Origin of the sequence: Pseudomonas sp. URIL14HWK12:I5, assembly GCF_900176445.1 — a bacterium.
Taxonomy (GTDB): domain Bacteria; phylum Pseudomonadota; class Gammaproteobacteria; order Pseudomonadales; family Pseudomonadaceae; genus Aquipseudomonas; species Aquipseudomonas monteilii.
In genome coordinates this window covers 424,155-441,832 of the sequence record NZ_FWXQ01000001.1, presented here as the reverse complement: position 1 = coordinate 441,832, position 17,678 = coordinate 424,155, and the positions used below count along the sequence as shown (strand labels likewise).

17 protein-coding genes are annotated in these 17,678 nt (G+C 62.4%); 11 read left to right on the top strand and 6 right to left on the bottom strand.

The window, feature by feature from the left end; translation table 11 throughout:
- Positions 1–41: 41 nt before the first annotated feature.
- The 3 genes from B9A31_RS02105 to B9A31_RS02095 are packed head-to-tail and all read left to right on the top strand — an operon-like array spanning position 42 to position 3,762.
- Positions 42–1,343 carry a M16 family metallopeptidase gene (locus B9A31_RS02105; RefSeq protein WP_019097913.1) on the top strand — a complete coding sequence of 434 codons (1,302 nt, stop codon included), beginning with the start codon at positions 42–44 and terminating at the stop codon, positions 1,341–1,343.
- Positions 1,336–2,709 carry a M16 family metallopeptidase gene (locus B9A31_RS02100; protein ID WP_019097914.1) on the top strand — a complete coding sequence of 458 codons (1,374 nt, stop codon included), beginning with the start codon at positions 1,336–1,338 and terminating at the stop codon, positions 2,707–2,709. The genes B9A31_RS02105 and B9A31_RS02100 overlap by 8 nt, the downstream gene beginning before the upstream one ends.
- A gap of 60 nt (positions 2,710–2,769) precedes the next feature.
- Positions 2,770–3,762 carry a hydrolase gene (locus B9A31_RS02095; RefSeq protein WP_019097915.1) on the top strand — a complete coding sequence of 331 codons (993 nt, stop codon included), beginning with the start codon at positions 2,770–2,772 and terminating at the stop codon, positions 3,760–3,762.
- Positions 3,763–3,774: 12 nt separating this feature from the next.
- On the opposite strand, the gene B9A31_RS02090 is transcribed toward B9A31_RS02095, so the two are convergent.
- The gene (locus B9A31_RS02090) at positions 3,775–4,629 is read right to left on the bottom strand and encodes a sulfurtransferase (protein ID WP_019097916.1); all 855 of its coding nucleotides are present in this window, start codon (positions 4,627–4,629) and stop codon (positions 3,775–3,777) included.
- A 35-nt stretch (positions 4,630–4,664) separates the two neighbouring features.
- Positions 4,665–5,330: a TetR/AcrR family transcriptional regulator gene (locus tag B9A31_RS02085; protein WP_019097917.1), complete on the bottom strand. Its 666-nt coding sequence runs from the start codon at positions 5,328–5,330 to the stop codon at positions 4,665–4,667.
- 151 nt (positions 5,331–5,481) lie between these two features.
- On the opposite strand from B9A31_RS02085, the gene B9A31_RS02080 reads away from it, so the two are divergent.
- From B9A31_RS02080 to B9A31_RS02060, 5 genes are all read left to right on the top strand, one after another.
- Entirely contained in the window at positions 5,482–6,912 is a 1,431-nt protein-coding gene (locus B9A31_RS02080) for a coniferyl aldehyde dehydrogenase (RefSeq protein WP_084296623.1), read from the top strand.
- A 10-nt stretch (positions 6,913–6,922) separates the two neighbouring features.
- Positions 6,923–7,408 (top strand): hypothetical protein, encoded by a 486-nt coding sequence (locus B9A31_RS02075; RefSeq protein ID WP_027610006.1) that lies wholly within the window; start codon positions 6,923–6,925, stop codon positions 7,406–7,408.
- Between the two features lie 20 nt (positions 7,409–7,428).
- Positions 7,429–9,027 carry a GMC family oxidoreductase gene (locus tag B9A31_RS02070; RefSeq protein WP_084296622.1) on the top strand — a complete coding sequence of 533 codons (1,599 nt, stop codon included), beginning with the start codon at positions 7,429–7,431 and terminating at the stop codon, positions 9,025–9,027.
- 112 nt (positions 9,028–9,139) lie between these two features.
- The gene (gene coaD / locus B9A31_RS02065) at positions 9,140–9,619 is read left to right on the top strand and encodes a pantetheine-phosphate adenylyltransferase (RefSeq protein ID WP_003249065.1); all 480 of its coding nucleotides are present in this window, start codon (positions 9,140–9,142) and stop codon (positions 9,617–9,619) included.
- 108 nt (positions 9,620–9,727) lie between these two features.
- On the top strand, positions 9,728–9,979 hold the full coding sequence (locus tag B9A31_RS02060) for a YfhL family 4Fe-4S dicluster ferredoxin (RefSeq protein ID WP_016489663.1): 252 nt from the start codon (positions 9,728–9,730) through the stop codon (positions 9,977–9,979).
- Between the two features lie 30 nt (positions 9,980–10,009).
- On the opposite strand, the gene mutM is transcribed toward B9A31_RS02060, so the two are convergent.
- A complete protein-coding gene (mutM, locus tag B9A31_RS02055) occupies positions 10,010–10,822 on the bottom strand; it encodes a bifunctional DNA-formamidopyrimidine glycosylase/DNA-(apurinic or apyrimidinic site) lyase (RefSeq protein WP_016712536.1) in 813 nt (270 codons plus the stop codon).
- A gap of 3 nt (positions 10,823–10,825) precedes the next feature.
- Positions 10,826–11,644, bottom strand: coding sequence for an HDOD domain-containing protein (locus tag B9A31_RS02050; protein WP_174244685.1), 819 nt, complete (start codon positions 11,642–11,644; stop codon positions 10,826–10,828).
- 178 nt (positions 11,645–11,822) lie between these two features.
- Here B9A31_RS02050 and B9A31_RS02045 point away from each other — a divergent pair, with 178 nt between their 5' ends.
- Positions 11,823–13,019: a class I SAM-dependent rRNA methyltransferase gene (locus B9A31_RS02045; RefSeq protein ID WP_019097921.1), complete on the top strand. Its 1,197-nt coding sequence runs from the start codon at positions 11,823–11,825 to the stop codon at positions 13,017–13,019.
- Positions 13,020–13,056: 37 nt separating this feature from the next.
- Here B9A31_RS02045 and B9A31_RS02040 read toward each other — a convergent pair whose 3' ends face one another.
- Positions 13,057–13,713, bottom strand: a complete 657-nt coding sequence (locus B9A31_RS02040) for a magnesium transporter (protein ID WP_016712539.1) — start codon at positions 13,711–13,713, stop codon at positions 13,057–13,059.
- A 478-nt stretch (positions 13,714–14,191) separates the two neighbouring features.
- Here B9A31_RS02040 and ilvD point away from each other — a divergent pair, with 478 nt between their 5' ends.
- Both ilvD and B9A31_RS02030 read left to right on the top strand, forming a co-directional pair.
- A complete protein-coding gene (gene ilvD, locus B9A31_RS02035) occupies positions 14,192–16,033 on the top strand; it encodes a dihydroxy-acid dehydratase (protein ID WP_019097922.1) in 1,842 nt (613 codons plus the stop codon).
- Between the two features lie 184 nt (positions 16,034–16,217).
- Positions 16,218–16,496 carry a hypothetical protein gene (locus tag B9A31_RS02030; protein WP_033693760.1) on the top strand — a complete coding sequence of 93 codons (279 nt, stop codon included), beginning with the start codon at positions 16,218–16,220 and terminating at the stop codon, positions 16,494–16,496.
- A 2-nt stretch (positions 16,497–16,498) separates the two neighbouring features.
- On the opposite strand, the gene B9A31_RS02025 is transcribed toward B9A31_RS02030, so the two are convergent.
- Positions 16,499–17,554 carry an HAD family hydrolase gene (locus B9A31_RS02025; protein WP_025752222.1) on the bottom strand — a complete coding sequence of 352 codons (1,056 nt, stop codon included), beginning with the start codon at positions 17,552–17,554 and terminating at the stop codon, positions 16,499–16,501.
- Positions 17,555–17,678: the final 124 nt, after the last annotated feature.

The following is a 17,678-nucleotide window of genomic DNA, read 5'->3' as shown; positions in this document are numbered from 1 at the left end:
GGCTGAAGCTGCTCCTTCGTTCTTGCAGGAGCACTTCAACCATGACCGAACACCCTTCCCCGCCCATACCGACCGGCGCGGTAAGTTCTTTCACGCTAACCAACGGCCTGCGCGTCTATCTGCGTACAGACCAGCGTGCGCCATTGGTCAGCGTGCAACTGTGGTATCACGTTGGCTCCAGTTACGAGCCCAAAGGCCACACCGGCCTGTCGCATGCCCTGGAGCATCTTTTGTTCGAGGGCAGCAGCAAGCTGGCTGCGGGCCAATATTCCACCCTCATGGCCCGCCTAGGCGGCGAGCCAAATGCGTTCACTCATTCCGATGCCACTGTTTTTCCTCTGACACTGCCCGCCAATCGTCTGGAAATCGCCTTGGAGGCAATGGCCGACGTCATGGCCAGCGCGACCCTAGCCGATGCTCCTTTTGCTCGTGAATTGGCGGTAGTCATGGCCGAGCGACGAGAGGAAGTCGATAACAACCCCTGGGCCTTGGCACTGGAGTATCACCTCATGCTTGCCTACGGCGACAGCGGCTATGGTACCCCTGTGATCGGCCATGACACCGACCTCAGCCACACGAGCCTGGCGGCTGCGCGCACTTGGTATCAGACCTGGTATCACCCCAACAACGCCACACTTGCAGTGGCCGGCGACATTACCCTGCCTCAGTTGCAGACGCTGGTCACACGGCATTTTGCAGCGATCCCCGCCCATCGCCTGCCCGCGCAGCAAATCCCCACAGCGCCAGCAGGGCTGGTTCGGCGCTTTCAAACCCTGCGATTGCAAGGCCTGTACAGCGGAGCGATCACCAGTTTCAATCTCCCAAGCCAATGTACCGCCACCTGTGACGCTCAGGCGTATGCCCTGCGGTTGCTGCCCGACATCCTTGCCCAAGGCCATGCCAGCACCCTGCAGCGCCGCATGGTGCTGGACAATCCCTTACTGTCGGGCCTCAGGGCCAGCTACGAGCCTTGGCAGCGAGGCGACAGCCTATTGACCCTCTATGCACTTTGTAGCCCACAAGTCCCCCCTGAAACCGCAGCAGAAAGGCTTACGCTCGAAATCGAAGCGTTCTGTCAGTCGGCGCCGGCCGCAGCAGACCTCCAACGCGCCAAAGCGCGCTTGATAGCGCGGCAGGTATACGAAAAGGATGACATCGCAAAACAGGCTCATGCCATTGGCATGCAGGCCGCCTGCGGCCTGGACCCGGTTGCACTGGGGGATGAATGCCAAACCATCGAAGCCGTGACAGCCGAGCAGGTCGGCGAAGTCGCCCATGAATTCCTGACCAAGGCCCGCACATCAATCACCCTCATGCATCACAAGGAAAGTGCCGATGAATAACCTGGACTCAGCTGCACAGCAGCCTGACGCAGCCGACGGCATTCCTCGCGGCTTGGCCTCAGCCCGAGGGCTTGACCTGGAACAGTTCGAAACCCTTCAAACGCCGGTGCAAACCTGGACAACCGAAGGCGGCACGAAGGTGAAGTTCGTCGAAGCCCACGGGCTACCGATCGTGGACATGATATTGCAGTTCAAGGCAGGCACGACCCAGGACACCGCCCAACACGGACTGGCAGCCCTGACGTTGTACATGCTCGATGAGGGCAGCCAGCATTTCACCGCGATCGAGCAGGCAGATCAGCTGGAACGCCTGGGCGCGATCATGGAAAAGCATATTCGCCTGGAGCACGCGACTCTGAGCCTGCGCAGCCTCAGCACGAAAACACTGCTTGATCCTGCATTGGGGCTCTTCATCGACCTTGTCGCACAGCCTGCGTTCACGCCTTCGGCGTTGGAAAAAACCAAGCGCCAGCTGATGCAGCACAACGCATCTCGCGAACGACACCCCTATCTCAGGGCGCGATGCGAAGCCTATCGACATCTGTTCCAAGGCCACCCCTATGGCAATCCACTCGGGAGCACCGATCAAGGCATCGAAGGCATTTCCTCTGCAGATTTGAGGCGTTTCCATCAGCGTGCTTACTGTGCCAGCAACCTCGAAATGGTGCTGATTGGAGACCTTTCGCCCGAGGCTGCCCAAGCCATTTCACAGCGCGTTAGCCAGGCATTGCCCCAAGGCTGGTCCGCAGCTGAACTGCCCGTCATACCACCGGCGACCAGCGCAACGATCAACATTGAGCAGGCTGGTGCCAGCACCGCCGTCCTGCTTGCGCTTCCCATGAATGTGCCAGCCAATGATCCTGAATACCCTGCCCTGGCACTGGCCAGCACCGTGCTGGGGGCGGGTATAGAGTCCCGCCTGATGCTGGAACTGCGCCAACGTCGCGGCTTGACTTATGGCATTCATGCCAAAGTGACGCCCATGAGTGCTGGCGGGCTGTTCACCATCGATTGGGAAATTGCACCGAAGCATGCGCAAAGCTCAGCTCAACTGGTTGATGCCTTGCTGCGTGACTTCATCGAGCAAGGGCCAACCCAGGCCGAGCTGCAACTGGCACGGATACAGCTGGCAGGGCAACTATTACGGGCCGTGGCGCAGAACAAGAACCTGGCGGACTTGCTGGCCGAGGTCACCTATCAACGCCAACCCGCGGACCATCTCGACACCTACGTCGAGCGCATCCGCGCGCTGACACCGGCCGATATCAGCGCCGTCATGCGGCGCAGGCTCGATCTGACGAAAAGAGTATTGGTCAGCGTCGGTCCATCGGCCAAGCAGCAACCTCTGCCAGATCTCGACCAATAGCGCAGGTACTGTGGCGCTTTTTCATGGCACTCTAGGCAGGCACATCACGAGTCGCCCAGTATGCCCAGCCAAAGCGCCACATTTCGCCCGGCCACCGGCCTTTCCAATCCCCACCTGCAAACCCTGTGGGGGCCCCTGTGGCGCAAGCTGCCTGAACTGCAGCGCAACCGCGAGCGGCTGTGGCTGGCCGACGGCGACTTCATCGACCTCGACTGGCATGGCCCCCATGAACCTCATGCACCACTGGTGCTTGTGCTGCATGGGCTGACCGGCTCGTCACATTCGCCCTATGTGAAAGGCTTGCAGCAAGCGCTGCAAGGGCGCGGTTGGGCCAGCGTGGCAGCGAACTGGCGCGGTTGCTCGGGCGAACCCAACCTGTTACCACGCAGCTACCACTCCGGCGCCAGTGAAGACCTGGCGGAAATTGTCAGCCACCTGCGCGCCCAACGCCCCTTGACGCCACTGTATGCAGTGGGCTACTCGCTGGGCGGCAATGTACTGTTGAAATACCTGGGCGAAAGCGGGGTTGCCAGCCAACTGGAAGCAGCGGTTGCCGTGTCGGTGCCCTTTCGTCTGGACCACTGTGCAGACCGTATCGGCCAGGGGTTTTCCAAGGTGTATCAGGCGCACTTCATGCGCGAAATGCTGGCGTATGTGCAGCTCAAACAGCGGCACTTCCACGAGCAGGGTCAGCACGATCGGCTGGCGGCGTTGGAGCGCCTGGGGCAACTGACCAACTTGCGCACATTCTGGGACTTCGACGGCAAAGTCACCGCACCACTCAACGGCTTTCGCGATGCGCACGACTACTATCGCCGCTCATCGAGCCACTTCTTCCTCGGCCAGAACCGCACGCCAACGCTGATCATCCATTCCAGCGATGACCCGTTCGTGTCCGGCCATAGCCTGCCAACGGCCCGTGAGCTGGCGCCACAAACCTGCTTCGAACTGCACAGCCGCGGTGGTCATGTGGGCTTTGTCGATGGCAGCCTGCGAAATCCGGGGTACTACCTGGAGCGGCGGATTCCGCAGTGGCTGGTGGACGGCCAATAGGGCGCTTACCGATTACTCGCCAGTGGCTACGCCATGCTCCGGATCATTGATCCACTCGCTCCAGGACCCGGCATACAGCTTGCCCAACGGGTACCCCGCCAGCGCCAGCGCAAACAGGTTGTGGCAAGCCGTCACCCCAGACCCACAATAAGACACGAGTTGCTCTGGCGCGCGCCCGGCCAGCTTTTCGGCAAAGCGCTGCTTGAGCTGCTCCGCCGGCAAAAAGCGCCCATCAGCCCCCAGGTTGTCGGTAAACGCTGCGCACTGGGCCCCGGGAATATGCCCCGCCACCGGATCGATCGGCTCCACTTCACCGCGAAAACGCGGCAAGGCACGCGCATCGATCAAGGTCAGGTCACTGCTACCCAGGCGCTTGCCCAGGTGGTCGGCATCGATCAGCAGCCTGGCGTCCGGCTCGCCCTTGAAGTTGCCTTCGCGTTTGGGCGGCGGGTCCAGGCTCAGCGGCAGGTGCGCGGCATGCCAGGCCTTCAGGCCACCGTCGAGAATCGCCACACCGCTGCGCTTGCCCAGCCAGACCAACAGCCACCAGGCACGGGCGGCAAAGGCACCGGGGCCGTCGTCGTACAGCACCACCTCACTGTCGTTGTCCAGGCCCCACTCACGCAGGCGCGCGACCAGCCGCTGCGCATCGGGCAATGGGTGGCGCCCGGTGCGCCCCTTGCTCACCGGCCCGCTGAGGTCGCGGTCAAGGTCGGCAAAATGCGCCCCAGCGATATGCCCTTGGGCATAGCTGCGTTGGCCGTAGTCCACATCCTCAAGGGCAAAGCGGCAGTCGAGAATCACCAGCTTGGGCGCGTCCAGGCGCTCGGCCAACTGCTGCGGGGTGATCAATTGCGCAAGGGGCATGACAATCTCCTGATCGATGGCACTTGGGCCCTGGGCTACAACTCCAGGGCCTGGTTGAACGGTACATGGAATTCCTGGCACAAGGCGTCCACGGCAGCGCGGGCGTTGTCGGTCACATAGCCGAGCTCCAGCACCAGCACCTGATAGACGCCGCGTTTGAAAGCTTCTTCACCCAAATGCGCGGAATGTTCACGCGTGGTGCTGAGAAAACGCACCCACGATGTCAGCACGATCCAGGCATTGATGGTCAGCGACTCGATCTGTGCCGGCGCCATGGCCAGAATGCCCGCCTCGACAAAGCCACGGTAGATCGCCTGGCCCTGGCGCAGGCAGCGCTCGGAAAAGCGCCGGTAACGGGCGGCCAGTTCGGCATCGCTGTCCAGCAGGTGCTCCAGGTCGCGGTGCAGGAAGCGGTAGTTCCACATGGCGGCCAGCAAGGCCTTGAGGTAGAAGCGCTTGTCCTCCACGGTGGCCGCGCGGCCTTGTGGCGGGCGCAGGAAGCTGTCCACCAGCTCTTCATACTGGCTGAACAACAGGGCGATGATCGCCTGCTTGTTGGGGAAGTGGTAATACAGGTTGCCGGGCGAGATTTCCATGTGCGCGGCAATGTGGTTGGTACTGACGCTGCGTTCGCCCTGCTGGTTGAACAGCTCCAGGCTGTTCTGCACGATGCGCTCTCGGGTCTTCATGCGCGGGGCCATGCTCAGCTCCCAGTCTGCGGGCCTTCTTCAAAGGGCCATCTTACGGCGTATTGCAGGTGGAATGCACCGTTCGAACACGTGGAAAAATTCGCACCATCGTGCAGATTAGAGTATAGGCTCTAGAGATTCCCTGCCCGGACTCGACACCGCCATGAACTCGCCCAGTGCCTTGCCCCCTCTGCAATCCGACCTCGACCTTGCAGCGTTGTTCGCAGCCCAGCGCCAGGCCTTTGCAGGTACCCCCCTGCCACCGGCCGCCCAGCGCCAGCAATGGCTGAAAAGCCTGCGTGAAGCCCTGTTGGCCAGCCAGGATGAACTGATCGAGGCCATCAGCGAGGACTTTACCGGACGCAGCGCCGACGAGACCTTGCTGGCCGAGTTGCTGCCCTCGGTACAGGGCCTGCGCCACGCCGAAAAACACCTGCAGCGCTGGATGCGCGCCAGCCGGCGACGCGTTGGTCTGGCCTTCCAGCCAGCCAGCGCGCAGGTGCGATACCAACCGCTGGGGGTGGTCGGCATCATCGTGCCGTGGAACTACCCGCTGTTCCTCGCCATCGGCCCGCTGACTTGCGCGCTGGCTGCCGGTAACCGGGTCATGCTCAAGCTCAGCGAAGCCACACCCGCCAGTGGCCAGGTACTGAAGCGGCTGTTAGAGCGAGTGTTTCCCGCCGACCTGGTCAGCGTGGTACTCGGCGAGGTCGAGGTGGGCCAGGCCTTCGCCCGCCTGCCCTTCGACCACCTGCTGTTTACCGGCGCCACCAGCGTGGGCCGCCAGGTGATGCTGGCTGCGGCGCAGAACCTGACGCCGGTCACCCTGGAACTGGGCGGCAAGTCGCCCGCCATCGTGTCGGACGACGTGCCCCTGGACACTGCCGCCGAGCGCATCGCCTTCGGCAAAACCCTCAACGCCGGCCAGACCTGCGTCGCCCCCGACTATGTGCTGGTGCCGCGTGATCGGCTGGCGGCCTTCAGCGACGCCTACCAGCGCGCCGTTCAGCGCCTGTACCCGCGCATCGCCGACAACCCTGACTACACCGCCATCATCAACCCACGCCAGCTGCAGCGTTTACAGTACCTGCTGGATGATGCCCGCGAAAAAGGTGCGCAAGTGCTCGACCTGTACCCTGGCGAGCCCCGCCAAGGCCGACGCCTGCCGCCACACCTGCTGCTGGCCGTGAGTGACGACATGCAGGTGATGCAGGACGAAATCTTCGGCCCGCTGCTGCCGCTGGTGCCCTACGACAGCCTCGACCAGGCGCTGGCCTACATCAACCAACGCCCGCGCCCGCTGGCGCTTTACTACTTCGGGTATGACCGGGCCGGGCAGGAACACGTGCTGCGCCACACCCACTCTGGCGGCGTGTGCCTGAACGACACCCTGCTGCATGTGGCCCAGGACGACCTGCCCTTCGGCGGCATCGGCCCCTCGGGCATGGGCCACTACCATGGCCACGACGGCTTCCTGACCTTCAGCAAGGCCAAGGCCGTGCTGGCCAAGCAACGTTTCAACGCCGCGCGGCTGATTTACCCGCCTTATGGCAAAGCCTTGCAGCGCCTGGTCTACAAGCTGTTCATCCACTGAGGGGCAGCCTGTGCACCGTCGTGATCTGCTGCGTTTCAGCCTTGGCGCCAGCATCTTTCTGAGTGCAACCGGCCTGGTCGGCTGCACTGCGCAAACCGGTGCACAGGGTTACCAACTACTGCGCGACGACGACCTGCCACTGCTGCGTGCGCTGATCCCGGTGGTGCTGGCCGGCACGCTGGCCACCGATAAATCGGTGCTGCACAGCCTCGACCACAAGCTGGCGGCCTTGTCGCCGGAAATGCTCAAGCTCACCCGGCAACTGTTCGACCTGCTCAGCCTGCCGCTTACCCGTGGCCCGTTGACCGGTGTCTGGGGCGCCTGGGAACAGGCCAGCGCCACCCAAGTCACAGCCTTCCTGCAACGTTGGCAGGACAGCTCACTGAACCTGCTACGCATGGGCCACGCTTCATTGCTGCAACTGCTGCAAATGGCCTGGTACGAACGCCCCGAGTCCTGGGCCGCCTGCGGTTACCCGGGCCCACCGAAAATCTGAAAACAACAAGAGCATCGCCAATGCCTGTAGCCGACCCGTTTCGCCAAGGCCTCGAACGCGGCTGGATCACCCATGACGCGTCACGCCTGGAGCACGACCTTTTGCTGGAGGCCGATATTGCCGTGATTGGCAGCGGTGCCGGCGGCGCCACCAGCGCACAAATGCTCAGCGCCGCCGGTTTCAAGGTGCTGTTGATCGAAGAAGGCCCGCTCAAGACCAGCAGCGACTTCCACCTGTTGGAAAACGAAGCCTATGCAACCCTGTATCAGGAGGGCCTGGGGCGCATGAGCAAGGATGGCGCCATCACCATCCTGCAAGGCCGCGCCGTAGGCGGCACCACGTTGGTGAACTGGACGTCGAGCTTTCGTACCCCGCCGCAGACGCTGGCGCACTGGGCCTCGGCCCACGGCGTGACGGGCCTGGGCGAAGATGACCTGCGCCCCTGGTTCGAGCGCATGGAGCAGGACCTGGGCATTACGCCATGGGCCATGCCACCCAATGCCAACAACGACGTACTGCGCCGAGGCTGCGAACAGTTGGGTTACCGCTGGGCGATTATCCCGCGCAACGTACGCGGCTGCTGGAACCTGGGCTACTGCGGCATGGGCTGCCCGGTGAATGCCAAGCAATCGATGTTGGTAACCCGTATTCCCGCCGCCCTCGACCACGGCGGCGAACTGCTGTACCTGGCCCGGGCGGAGCGCTTCGCCCACAACGGCGAGCGCATCCAGGGCCTCACATGCCTGGCCCTGGATGCCCAAGGCGTACACCCCACCGGTAGGCAGGTCAGCATCCGTGCGCGCCATTACCTGCTTGCCGGCGGCGGCATCAACAGCCCGGCCCTGCTGCTGCGTTCCGACGCGCCTGACCCCCACGACCGCCTGGGCAAGCGCACCTTCCTGCACCTGGTGAACTTCAGCGCAGCGCGCTTCAAGGACCGCATCGACCCTTACTACGGCGCCCCGCAGTCCATCTACAGCGACCACTTCCAGTGGCAAGGCGGCACCGATGGCCCGGTCGGCTACAAACTGGAAGTGCCGCCGTTGCACCCGGCCCTGGCCAGCACCCTGCTGGGTGGGCACGGCCAAGAAAACGCCCAGCGTATGGCCGAGTTGCCGCACACCCATGCGATGTTGGCGCTGCTGCGTGATGGCTTCCACCCCGAGAGCCAGGGCGGTGCCGTGGAGCTGCGTGGCGATGGCTCACCGGTGCTCGATTACCCGGTCACCGACTACCTGCGCGACGGATTGCGTCGCGCCTACCGCAGCATGGCGCAGATCCAGTTTGCCGCCGGCGCTACCCAGGTCACCCCCGTGCACAGCGATGCCAACGCCACGTCCAGCCTGGAACAGGCCTTGGCCATGATCGACACGTTGCGCCTGGAACCCTTGCGCACACGCCTGGGCAGCGCCCATGTGATGGGGGGATGTGCGCTGGGCGAAGACCCGCGCCAAGCGGTGTGTGACAGCCTGGGCCGTCACCACCAGCTGGAAAACCTGTCCGTCCACGACGGTTCGCTGTTCCCCACCAGCATCGGCGCCAACCCGCAACTCTCGGTGTATGCCATCAGCGCCAGGCTCACCGAAGCACTTGTTGCCCGCCTGGCACGCAACGCATGACAACGAATACGCCCCCTGTCTATAGTGCCATCAGCCGGCCGCATGACTTGGCCGGGGCGCCGTCGCTGCGCTACCATCCGACTCCCCAACGCACTCCAGCCAGGATGACGCGATGAACCGAGTGTTGTACCCGGGTACTTTCGACCCCATTACCAAAGGCCATGGCGACCTGGTCGAACGCGCTTCGCGGCTGTTCGACCATGTGATCATCGCAGTGGCGGCCAGCCCGAAGAAAAACCCCCTGTTCCCGCTGGAACAACGGGTGGAGCTCGCCCGTGAGGTCACCAAGCACCTGCCCAATGTCGAAGTCATCGGCTTCTCTTCGCTGTTGGCGCATTTCGCCAAGGAACAGGGCGCCAACGTCTTCCTGCGTGGCCTGCGTGCCGTGTCCGACTTCGAATACGAGTTCCAGTTGGCGAACATGAACCGGCAACTGGCCCCCGATGTCGAGAGCCTGTTCCTCACGCCTTCTGAGCGTTATTCGTTCATTTCCTCGACGTTGGTCCGGGAAATCGCTGCGCTGGGTGGAGATATCAGCAAGTTCGTCCACCCGGTGGTGGCCGACGCGCTGACCGAACGCTTCAAGAAGTAACCCTGATCGCCTGATTGTCGCGCCCGCGTGCACTGCGGGCGCGAATGCGGCACAATTGTGCCCATTGCGTTGAACATGCCCGGGCGGTGAGCCCCGGCCGGAGTCCCCATGTCCCTGATCATCACCGACGATTGCATCAACTGCGACGTCTGCGAACCCGAGTGCCCGAACGAGGCTATCTCCCAAGGCGAAGAGATCTATGTGATCGACCCTAACCTGTGCACCCAGTGCGTGGGCCACTACGACGAGCCGCAGTGCCAGCAGGTCTGCCCGGTCGACTGCATCCCGCTGGATGAAGCCCACCCGGAAACCGAAGAGCAACTGATGGCCAAGTACCGCCGCATTACCGGCAAGGACTGATCGCCACCAGGCAAGGGCCTCGCCCTTGCCTTAGCGCTGGCAACGCGGGCAGTACACGCTCGCCCGCTGCCCCAGCTTCACCTCGCGCAACTCCGTGCCACACACCTTGCACGGCTGCCCGCCGCGACCATAGACGAACAATTCCTGCTGGAAGTACCCCGGCTGCCCATCGCCCCCGATAAAGTCGCGCAGGGTGGTGCCCCCTTGCTCGATTGCCGCCGCCAGCACACGCTTGATCTCGATCGCCAGCTTCAGGTAGCGCGCCCGGGAAATCCCGCCCGCCTCCCGGCGTGGGTCAATCCCTGCAGCAAACAGTGCCTCAGTGGCATAGATGTTGCCCACCCCCACCACCACTGCGTTGTCCATGATGAAGGGCTTGACCGCCATCGACCGCCCGCGCGACAGCTGGAACAGGCGTTCGCCGTCGAACAGGTCGGTCAACGGCTCTGGCCCCAGGCGCAGCAGCAATTCGTGGTTCAGCGGGTCCAGGCTCCACAGCATGGCCCCAAAGCGGCGCGGGTCGGTGTAGCGCAGCATCAGCCCCGACTCCAGCTCGATATCGACATGTTCATGCTTGGCCGCCGGCAAACCCAGCTCAACCAGCCGCAGGTTACCCGACATGCCAAGGTGGCTTATCAACGTGCCGACTTCGGCATTGATCAACAGGTACTTGGCACGCCGCTCGACGCTGACAATGCGCTGCCCCGACAGGCGTACGTCCAGGTCTTCCGGAACGGGCCAGCGCAGGCGCCGGTCGCGTACCACCACACGGCTGACGCGTTGGCCTTCCAGGTGCGGCGCAATACCGCGCCGGGTGGTTTCTACTTCGGGTAATTCCGGCATGTGTCAGTGCCCGCCCAGCTCGCGAATGTTCTGCTTGAGGTTTTCGAAATCGTATTCCGACAAGCCAATGTAATCGAGCACCAGCGGGCCCACCACATTCCATTCATGGTCCACCGCCTGGTTGCCCAGCACCCGGTAGGACGCGCAAATGTGCTCGGCCATCTTCAACACCGCCAACAGGTTTTTCAGCTGGCTCTGGGTATTGCGCGAACTCTCGTCGCGGAACACCGCCAGGGCATTGTGGTGGTTGGCGATGGCTGCACTGAGGTGCTCGGGCAGGCGCCACGACTTGGCGGTGAAATAGCCGACCACCGAATGGTTGGTGTTGAACGTATGGTTTTCAGTATCGACCACGCGCGTTTCTTCGCCGGCCTTGGCGTACGCCTCCTCCAGCACCTCCATGTAATTGGGGAAGCGCTTGAGCATCAACGGCACGCCGCAGTCATGGAACAGGCCCAGTGTGTACGCCTCGTCCGCTGCCTGGATACCGGTGCGCTTGGCCAGGGTCAGGCAGGTGTTCGCCACGTCCTGAGCGGTATCCCAGAAGCGGTTGAGGGTAACGATGGTCTCATCGCTCATCTCCCCCTTGATCGACTGGGCGTTGATCAGGTTGATGATCGAACGGCTGCCCAGCAGGTTCACCGCGCGCTGGATCGAGCCGATCTTGTTGGACAGGCCGAAGTGCGGCGAGTTAACCAGTTTGAGCAAGGCCCCGGAGAGGCCCGGGTCCTGTGAAATCAGCTTGGCGATGGTTTCCAGGTCCGGGTCAGGCATGTACTGCTCGAACTGCAGATCGACCATGATCTGCGGTTGCGGCGGGATGGTGATGCCTTGCAAGGCTTGCTGGATCTGTTCGGCGCTGAGTTCTTGGGACATACGTGCACACTCGTTTAGGACGGGGGATTCTAACCCAGTTGAGTGCGCAAGCGCTTTGTCGCGCCTCGAACAGAAGTGCGGGCCAACAGGTTATACTCCCGCTCTTTTTTCCCGGAGCGACGTCATGTCCCTGCCCAGCCTTCGCCTCAAAGCCAATGCCGACCGCCGTCTGCGCGCCGGCCACCTGTGGGTCTACAGCAACGAAGTCGACGTCAGCGCGACCCCGCTGCAAGGCTTCCAGGCCGGCCAGCAGGCTGTTCTCGAGGCAGCCAACGGCAAGCCTCTGGGCATCGTTGCACTCAGCCCGAACAACCTGATCTGCGCCCGCTTGCTGTCGCGCGACATCAAGCTGCCGCTGGACAAGTCGCTGCTGGTTCACCGCCTCAACGTCGCCCTGTCGCTGCGTGAGCGCCTGTTCGACAAGCCGTGCTACCGCCTGGTCTATGGCGACTCCGACCTGCTGCCGGGCCTGGTGGTCGACCGCTTCTTCGACATCCTCGTGGTGCAGTTGGCCTCGGCCACCATGGAAGCCCACAAGGACGACGTGATCGCCGCCCTGGTTCAGGTGCTCAAGCCCAGCGGCATCCTGTTCAAGAACGACTCCGCCGCGCGTGACGCCGAAGGCTTGCAGCGCTATGTCGAAACCGTCTACGGCGAAGTACCGGACTGGGTGCCGCTGGAAGAGAACGGCGTCAAGTTCGAAGCCCCGGTGCGTGAAGGCCAGAAGACCGGCTGGTTCTACGACCACCGCATGAACCGTGCGCGCCTGGCCCCCTATGTAAAAGGCAAGCGTGTACTCGACCTGTTCAGCTACATCGGTGGCTGGGGCGTGCAAGCGGGTGCCTTCGGCGCCAGCGAAGTGTTCTGTGTCGATGCTTCTGGCTTTGCCCTGGATGGTGTGGAGCGCAACGCGGCACTCAACGGCATCAGCGAGAAACTGACCTGCATCGAAGGCGACGTGTTCGAGGCCTTGCGCGAACTGAAGGCCGCCGAAGAGCGCTTCGACGTGATCATTGCCGACCCACCCGCCTTCATCAAGCGCAAGAAAGACCTGAAGAACGGTGAAGCGGCCTACCGCCGCCTGAACGAGCAGGCCATGCGCATGCTGAGCAAGGACGGCATCCTGGTCAGCGCCTCGTGCTCGATGCACCTGCCCGAGGACGACCTGCACAACATCCTGCTGACCAGCGCCCGCCACCTGGACCGCAACATGCAGTTGCTCGAGCGCGGCGGCCAAGGCCCGGACCACCCGGTGCACCCGGCCATCGCCGAGACCCGTTACATCAAGAGCATCACCTGCCGGCTGCTGCCAAACAGCTGATTGCTGTCGGTCGGGGGCCTTGCGCCCCCGGCCCGCTTCAAATATCCAGAACGTGCGTCGCAATCCCGAAGTACACCAATACCCCCGCTGCATCGGCAATCGATGTAATCAGTGGCCCGCTGGCTGTCGCTGGGTCCAGCCGCAAGCGGCTCAGCAGAAATGGCAGGCTCATGCCGATCAGGCTTCCAACCAGTACGATGATCACCATGCTGCTGGCTACGATCAGGGCAATTTGCGGCCCGCCGCGCAGTACCCCCAAGGACGCCACGGCAACAGCCATGGTGCATCCCAGAGCCAATGCAACCCCGAACTCCCGCCCCAACATGCGCCACCAGTCACGCATGGCCACTTCACCCGTCGCCAGGCCTCGTACCATCAGCGTTGCAGACTGAGCACCAGCATTACCGCCGCTGTCCACCAGCAATGGCAGGAAGAATACCAAGGCGATATGGGCGGCGATGGTTTCCTCGAAAGCGGCGATACCCGCCCCAGAAAACAGGTTGCCAAACACCAGCAAAACCAGCCATAGCACGCGCTTTCGGTAGAGCAAACCAAGGGTCGCATCGCGCAAGTTACCGACATGGTTGGTGATTGAAGCGCCCTTGTGAAAGTCCTCTGTCGCTTCGCGCCGTTGGGCCTCCAGGGCTGCATGGGCGTTCGACTGAAGGGTGTTTTTATCGATTTGATGTTGCATGAAGTTCTCCAGGCGCCGACGCAGGCGCCTGCAGACTTCAGCCTCGCGGACTCAAGCCTTCGGCAGCCCTGGCGGCGGCGCGCTCAGTGCCAGATAGCAGGTTCATGTGGAACCGGTAACTGGGAAGGTCCATTGAGGGTTATCTCGTTAAACCGCACATGCGGCGGCCGGATGATAGTTAGTCGAGGTGCGCAAGTCAGCCCGTTGGGGGATGTTTCGGAAGCGTCCTACAGGTACCGGCTGTACGGGCAAATTCACCGACCAGGCACATCTTCATTCCCTCGCCGCGCCAGCGGTGTAGAATCGGCCTATTCATCGCCAGTCATCCCCGGCGGGTTTATGAGCTCTGGCCAAGCACGCGGCGATCCCGCGCGGTCTTCGGCCTCATCCGTGCCAGTGGCAACCGGCCTGCGGCGCAAAGGACAAGAGAAGCTCACTCCCCTTTTTTGTGACCTGATTAAGCCGCCAGGAGTGTTTCATGCCTGATTATCGTTCCAAGACGTCCACCCAAGGCCGCAACATGGCCGGCGCCCGTGCCCTGTGGCGCGCCACCGGGATGAAGGACGAAGACTTCAAGAAACCGATCATCGCCATCGCCAACTCGTTCACCCAGTTCGTCCCGGGCCACGTGCACCTGAAGGACCTGGGCCAACTGGTTGCCCGCGAAATCGAGCGCGCCGGTGGCGTGGCCAAGGAATTCAACACCATCGCGGTCGATGACGGCATCGCCATGGGCCACGACGGCATGCTGTACTCGCTGCCAAGCCGCGAGATCATTGCCGACGCCGTGGAATACATGGTCAACGCCCACTGCGCCGACGCCATCGTGTGCATCTCCAACTGCGACAAGATCACCCCCGGCATGCTGATGGCCGCCCTGCGCCTGAACATCCCGGTGATCTTCGTTTCCGGCGGCCCGATGGAAGCCGGCAAGACCAAGCTGGCCAGCCACGGCCTGGACCTGGTCGACGCCATGGTCATCGCAGCCGATTCCTCGGCTTCGGACGAAAAAGTCGCCGAGTACGAGCGTAGCGCCTGCCCGACCTGCGGTTCGTGCTCCGGCATGTTCACCGCCAACTCGATGAACTGCCTGACCGAAGCCCTGGGCCTCGCCCTGCCGGGCAACGGCTCGACTCTGGCCACTCACTCCGACCGCGAGCAGCTGTTCCTCACCGCCGGCCGCACCATCGTGGAGCTGTGCAAGCGCTACTACGGCGAGAACGATGAGTCGGTGCTGCCGCGCAGCATCGCCAACTTCAAGGCTTTCGAAAACGCCATGATGCTCGACATCGCCATGGGTGGCTCGACCAACACCATCCTGCACCTGCTGGCTGCCGCCCAGGAAGGCGAGGTGGCGTTCGACCTGCGCGACATCGACCGCCTGTCGCGCAAAGTGCCACAGCTGTGCAAAGTGGCGCCGAACATCCAGAAGTACCACATGGAAGACGTGCACCGCGCCGGCGGCATCTTCAGCATCCTCGGTTCGCTGGCCCGTGGCGGCCTGCTGCACACCGACCTGCCGACCGTGCACAGCCGCAGCATGGAAGAAGCCATCGCCAAATGGGACATCACCCAGACCGATGACGAAGCCGTGCACACCTTCTTCAAGGCAGGCCCTGCCGGCATCCCGACCCAGACCGCGTTCAGCCAGTCGACCCGTTGGGAAACCCTGGATGACGACCGCGAAAACGGCTGCATCCGCAGCTTCGAGCACGCTTATTCGCAAGAAGGCGGCCTGGCCGTGCTGTACGGCAACATCGCACTCGACGGTTGCGTGGTGAAAACCGCCGGTGTCGACGAGTCGATCCACGTGTTCGAAGGCACCGCGAAAATCTTCGAAAGCCAGGACAGCGCCGTACGCGGCATCCTCGCTGACGAAGTGAAGGCCGGCGACATCGTGATCATCCGCTACGAAGGCCCGAAAGGCGGCCCGGGCATGCAGGAAATGCTGTACCCGACCTCGTACCTGAAGTCCAAAGGCCTGGGCAAGGCTTGCGCCCTGCTCACCGACGGCCGCTTCTCGGGCGGCACTTCGGGCCTGTCGATCGGCCACGCCTCGCCTGAGGCTGCTGCTGGTGGCGCCATCGGCCTGGTGCGCGATGGCGACAAGGTATTGATCGACATCCCTAACCGTTCGATCAACCTGCTGGTCAGCGATGAAGAGCTGGCTGAGCGTCGTGTAGAGCAGGACAAGAAGGGCTGGAAGCCTGCCGAAGTACGCCCACGCAAGGTGACCACTGCGCTGAAGGCCTACGCCCTGCTGGCGACCAGTGCCGACAAGGGTGCTGTGCGCAACAAGGCTATGTTGGAAGGCCTGTAAGAAGCGTCTGAAAACACCAACCGGCGCCCCGTGCGCCGGTTTTTTTTGCTTTTCCGCTCCCATACTGCCTAAAAAGCAGCCTTAGGGGGCAATGGCAGCCATGAGTTGGAAAAGCCTGCTGTACAGCGTGACCATAGGGTACGCATGCCTGGTACCCACCTCTACCCAAGGTCAGGAGCGTGCAATGACCGGAGCCATCAGTTTCAGGGGCTCGGTACATGTACCTGGTTGTCGCCATGCCTGGGATGCCGAACAAGGGCGCTTGGTGCTTACCGATTGCCCCAGCGCCTTTCTTCCATCAGACGCACCCCCTGTCCATTTGCAAGCCAAGAACATTTTCTCTGGCGAGTACACCACGGTCATTCATCAAGAGACCCTGGCCGGTCACACGTTCGCCATTCACGACCGCTACGGCAAACGTGTTTCCAGCGGCAGTTATCGAATCACGGTACACGTACCATGAGCCTACTGGATCTGCTCCGGCGTCACGATCACCCAGTTCTTGTCCGCCGTCACCGACAGCCCTTCCTTGGCCTGCGCCGCCGCATTCTTGGCAATCATCCCGTTAAGCTGGTCCATGTACTTGGCCTTGCGGTTTATCCACAGGTGAATACCGCCCTTGCCTACATCCACCCCATGAAACTGCATGTAACCGTCACTGGTCGGCGTGTCGCCCCCCACCAGCACCGGCTTCTTCCACTCATCGATATAGGTCAGGATCGCCGCCTGCTTGCCCGCCATCCAGGTGGCGGGGGTCCACAGGTACGGGGTCAGTTCCAGCCCTTCGTTGGCCTTGGCGTCATAGTGCCCGGCGCTGATCTGCTTGCGTGCCGTGGTCAGCTGGCCATTGGTGCGGTCTTTCAGCAGCAGGCTCACACCAATCACGTTCTGCGGCTTCACGTTGTACCCGTACTTGGGGTCTGACGCGACCATGCGCACCAGCTCTTCCGAAGCCGCCGAAATCACGTACACCTCGATGCCGTTCTCCATCAGCTTGTTGTACAGCTCGGCCTGGCCTTTGAAGACCTTGGGCGGCTGTACCTCGATGGCCTTGACCTGGTCCCCGTCGTAATAGGTGCTGGGGATCGGCTTGGTGGAGGCCATCAGCTCATCCACCTGCACTTTCAGCTCCTTCAGGGTAAAGCCCGAGAACACCTGGGCCACCCACGGATAGCAGACCATGTCGTCAACTTCGCACAACCGGTAGTAGTAGCTGAACAGGCTTTCCTTGTGCTCGGCGGTGTCCTTGAACGGCATCAGCTTCAACGACGGGTCGAGCTTGTCGCGGCTCAGCAGCCCCTTGTTTTCCATGAATGGCAGCAGGGCTTCTTCAAGGTCATAGCGGTAACTGGTGTTGTCCATGTCGAACACCGCGTAATTACCTTTGTTGGCATTCGCGGCAATCATGCTGTCGAGCTGTTTGGCTGCTTCTGCAGGCCAATGCTTGAGCTCGGTGGCGAAGGTTTCGATACTGAACAGCAGGGACAGGCCGAGGGCCACGGCTTTAGGGGCGCGCTTCATGTACGAATCTCCTGAAATGACCCGGAAACGCTAGTGCAACATTCCCCGTCAACGGCCCTCGATAACGACCTTCATGCAGCTGCAAACGCCGTGTTCATTGCAATCTACGACACGCCGTTATTCC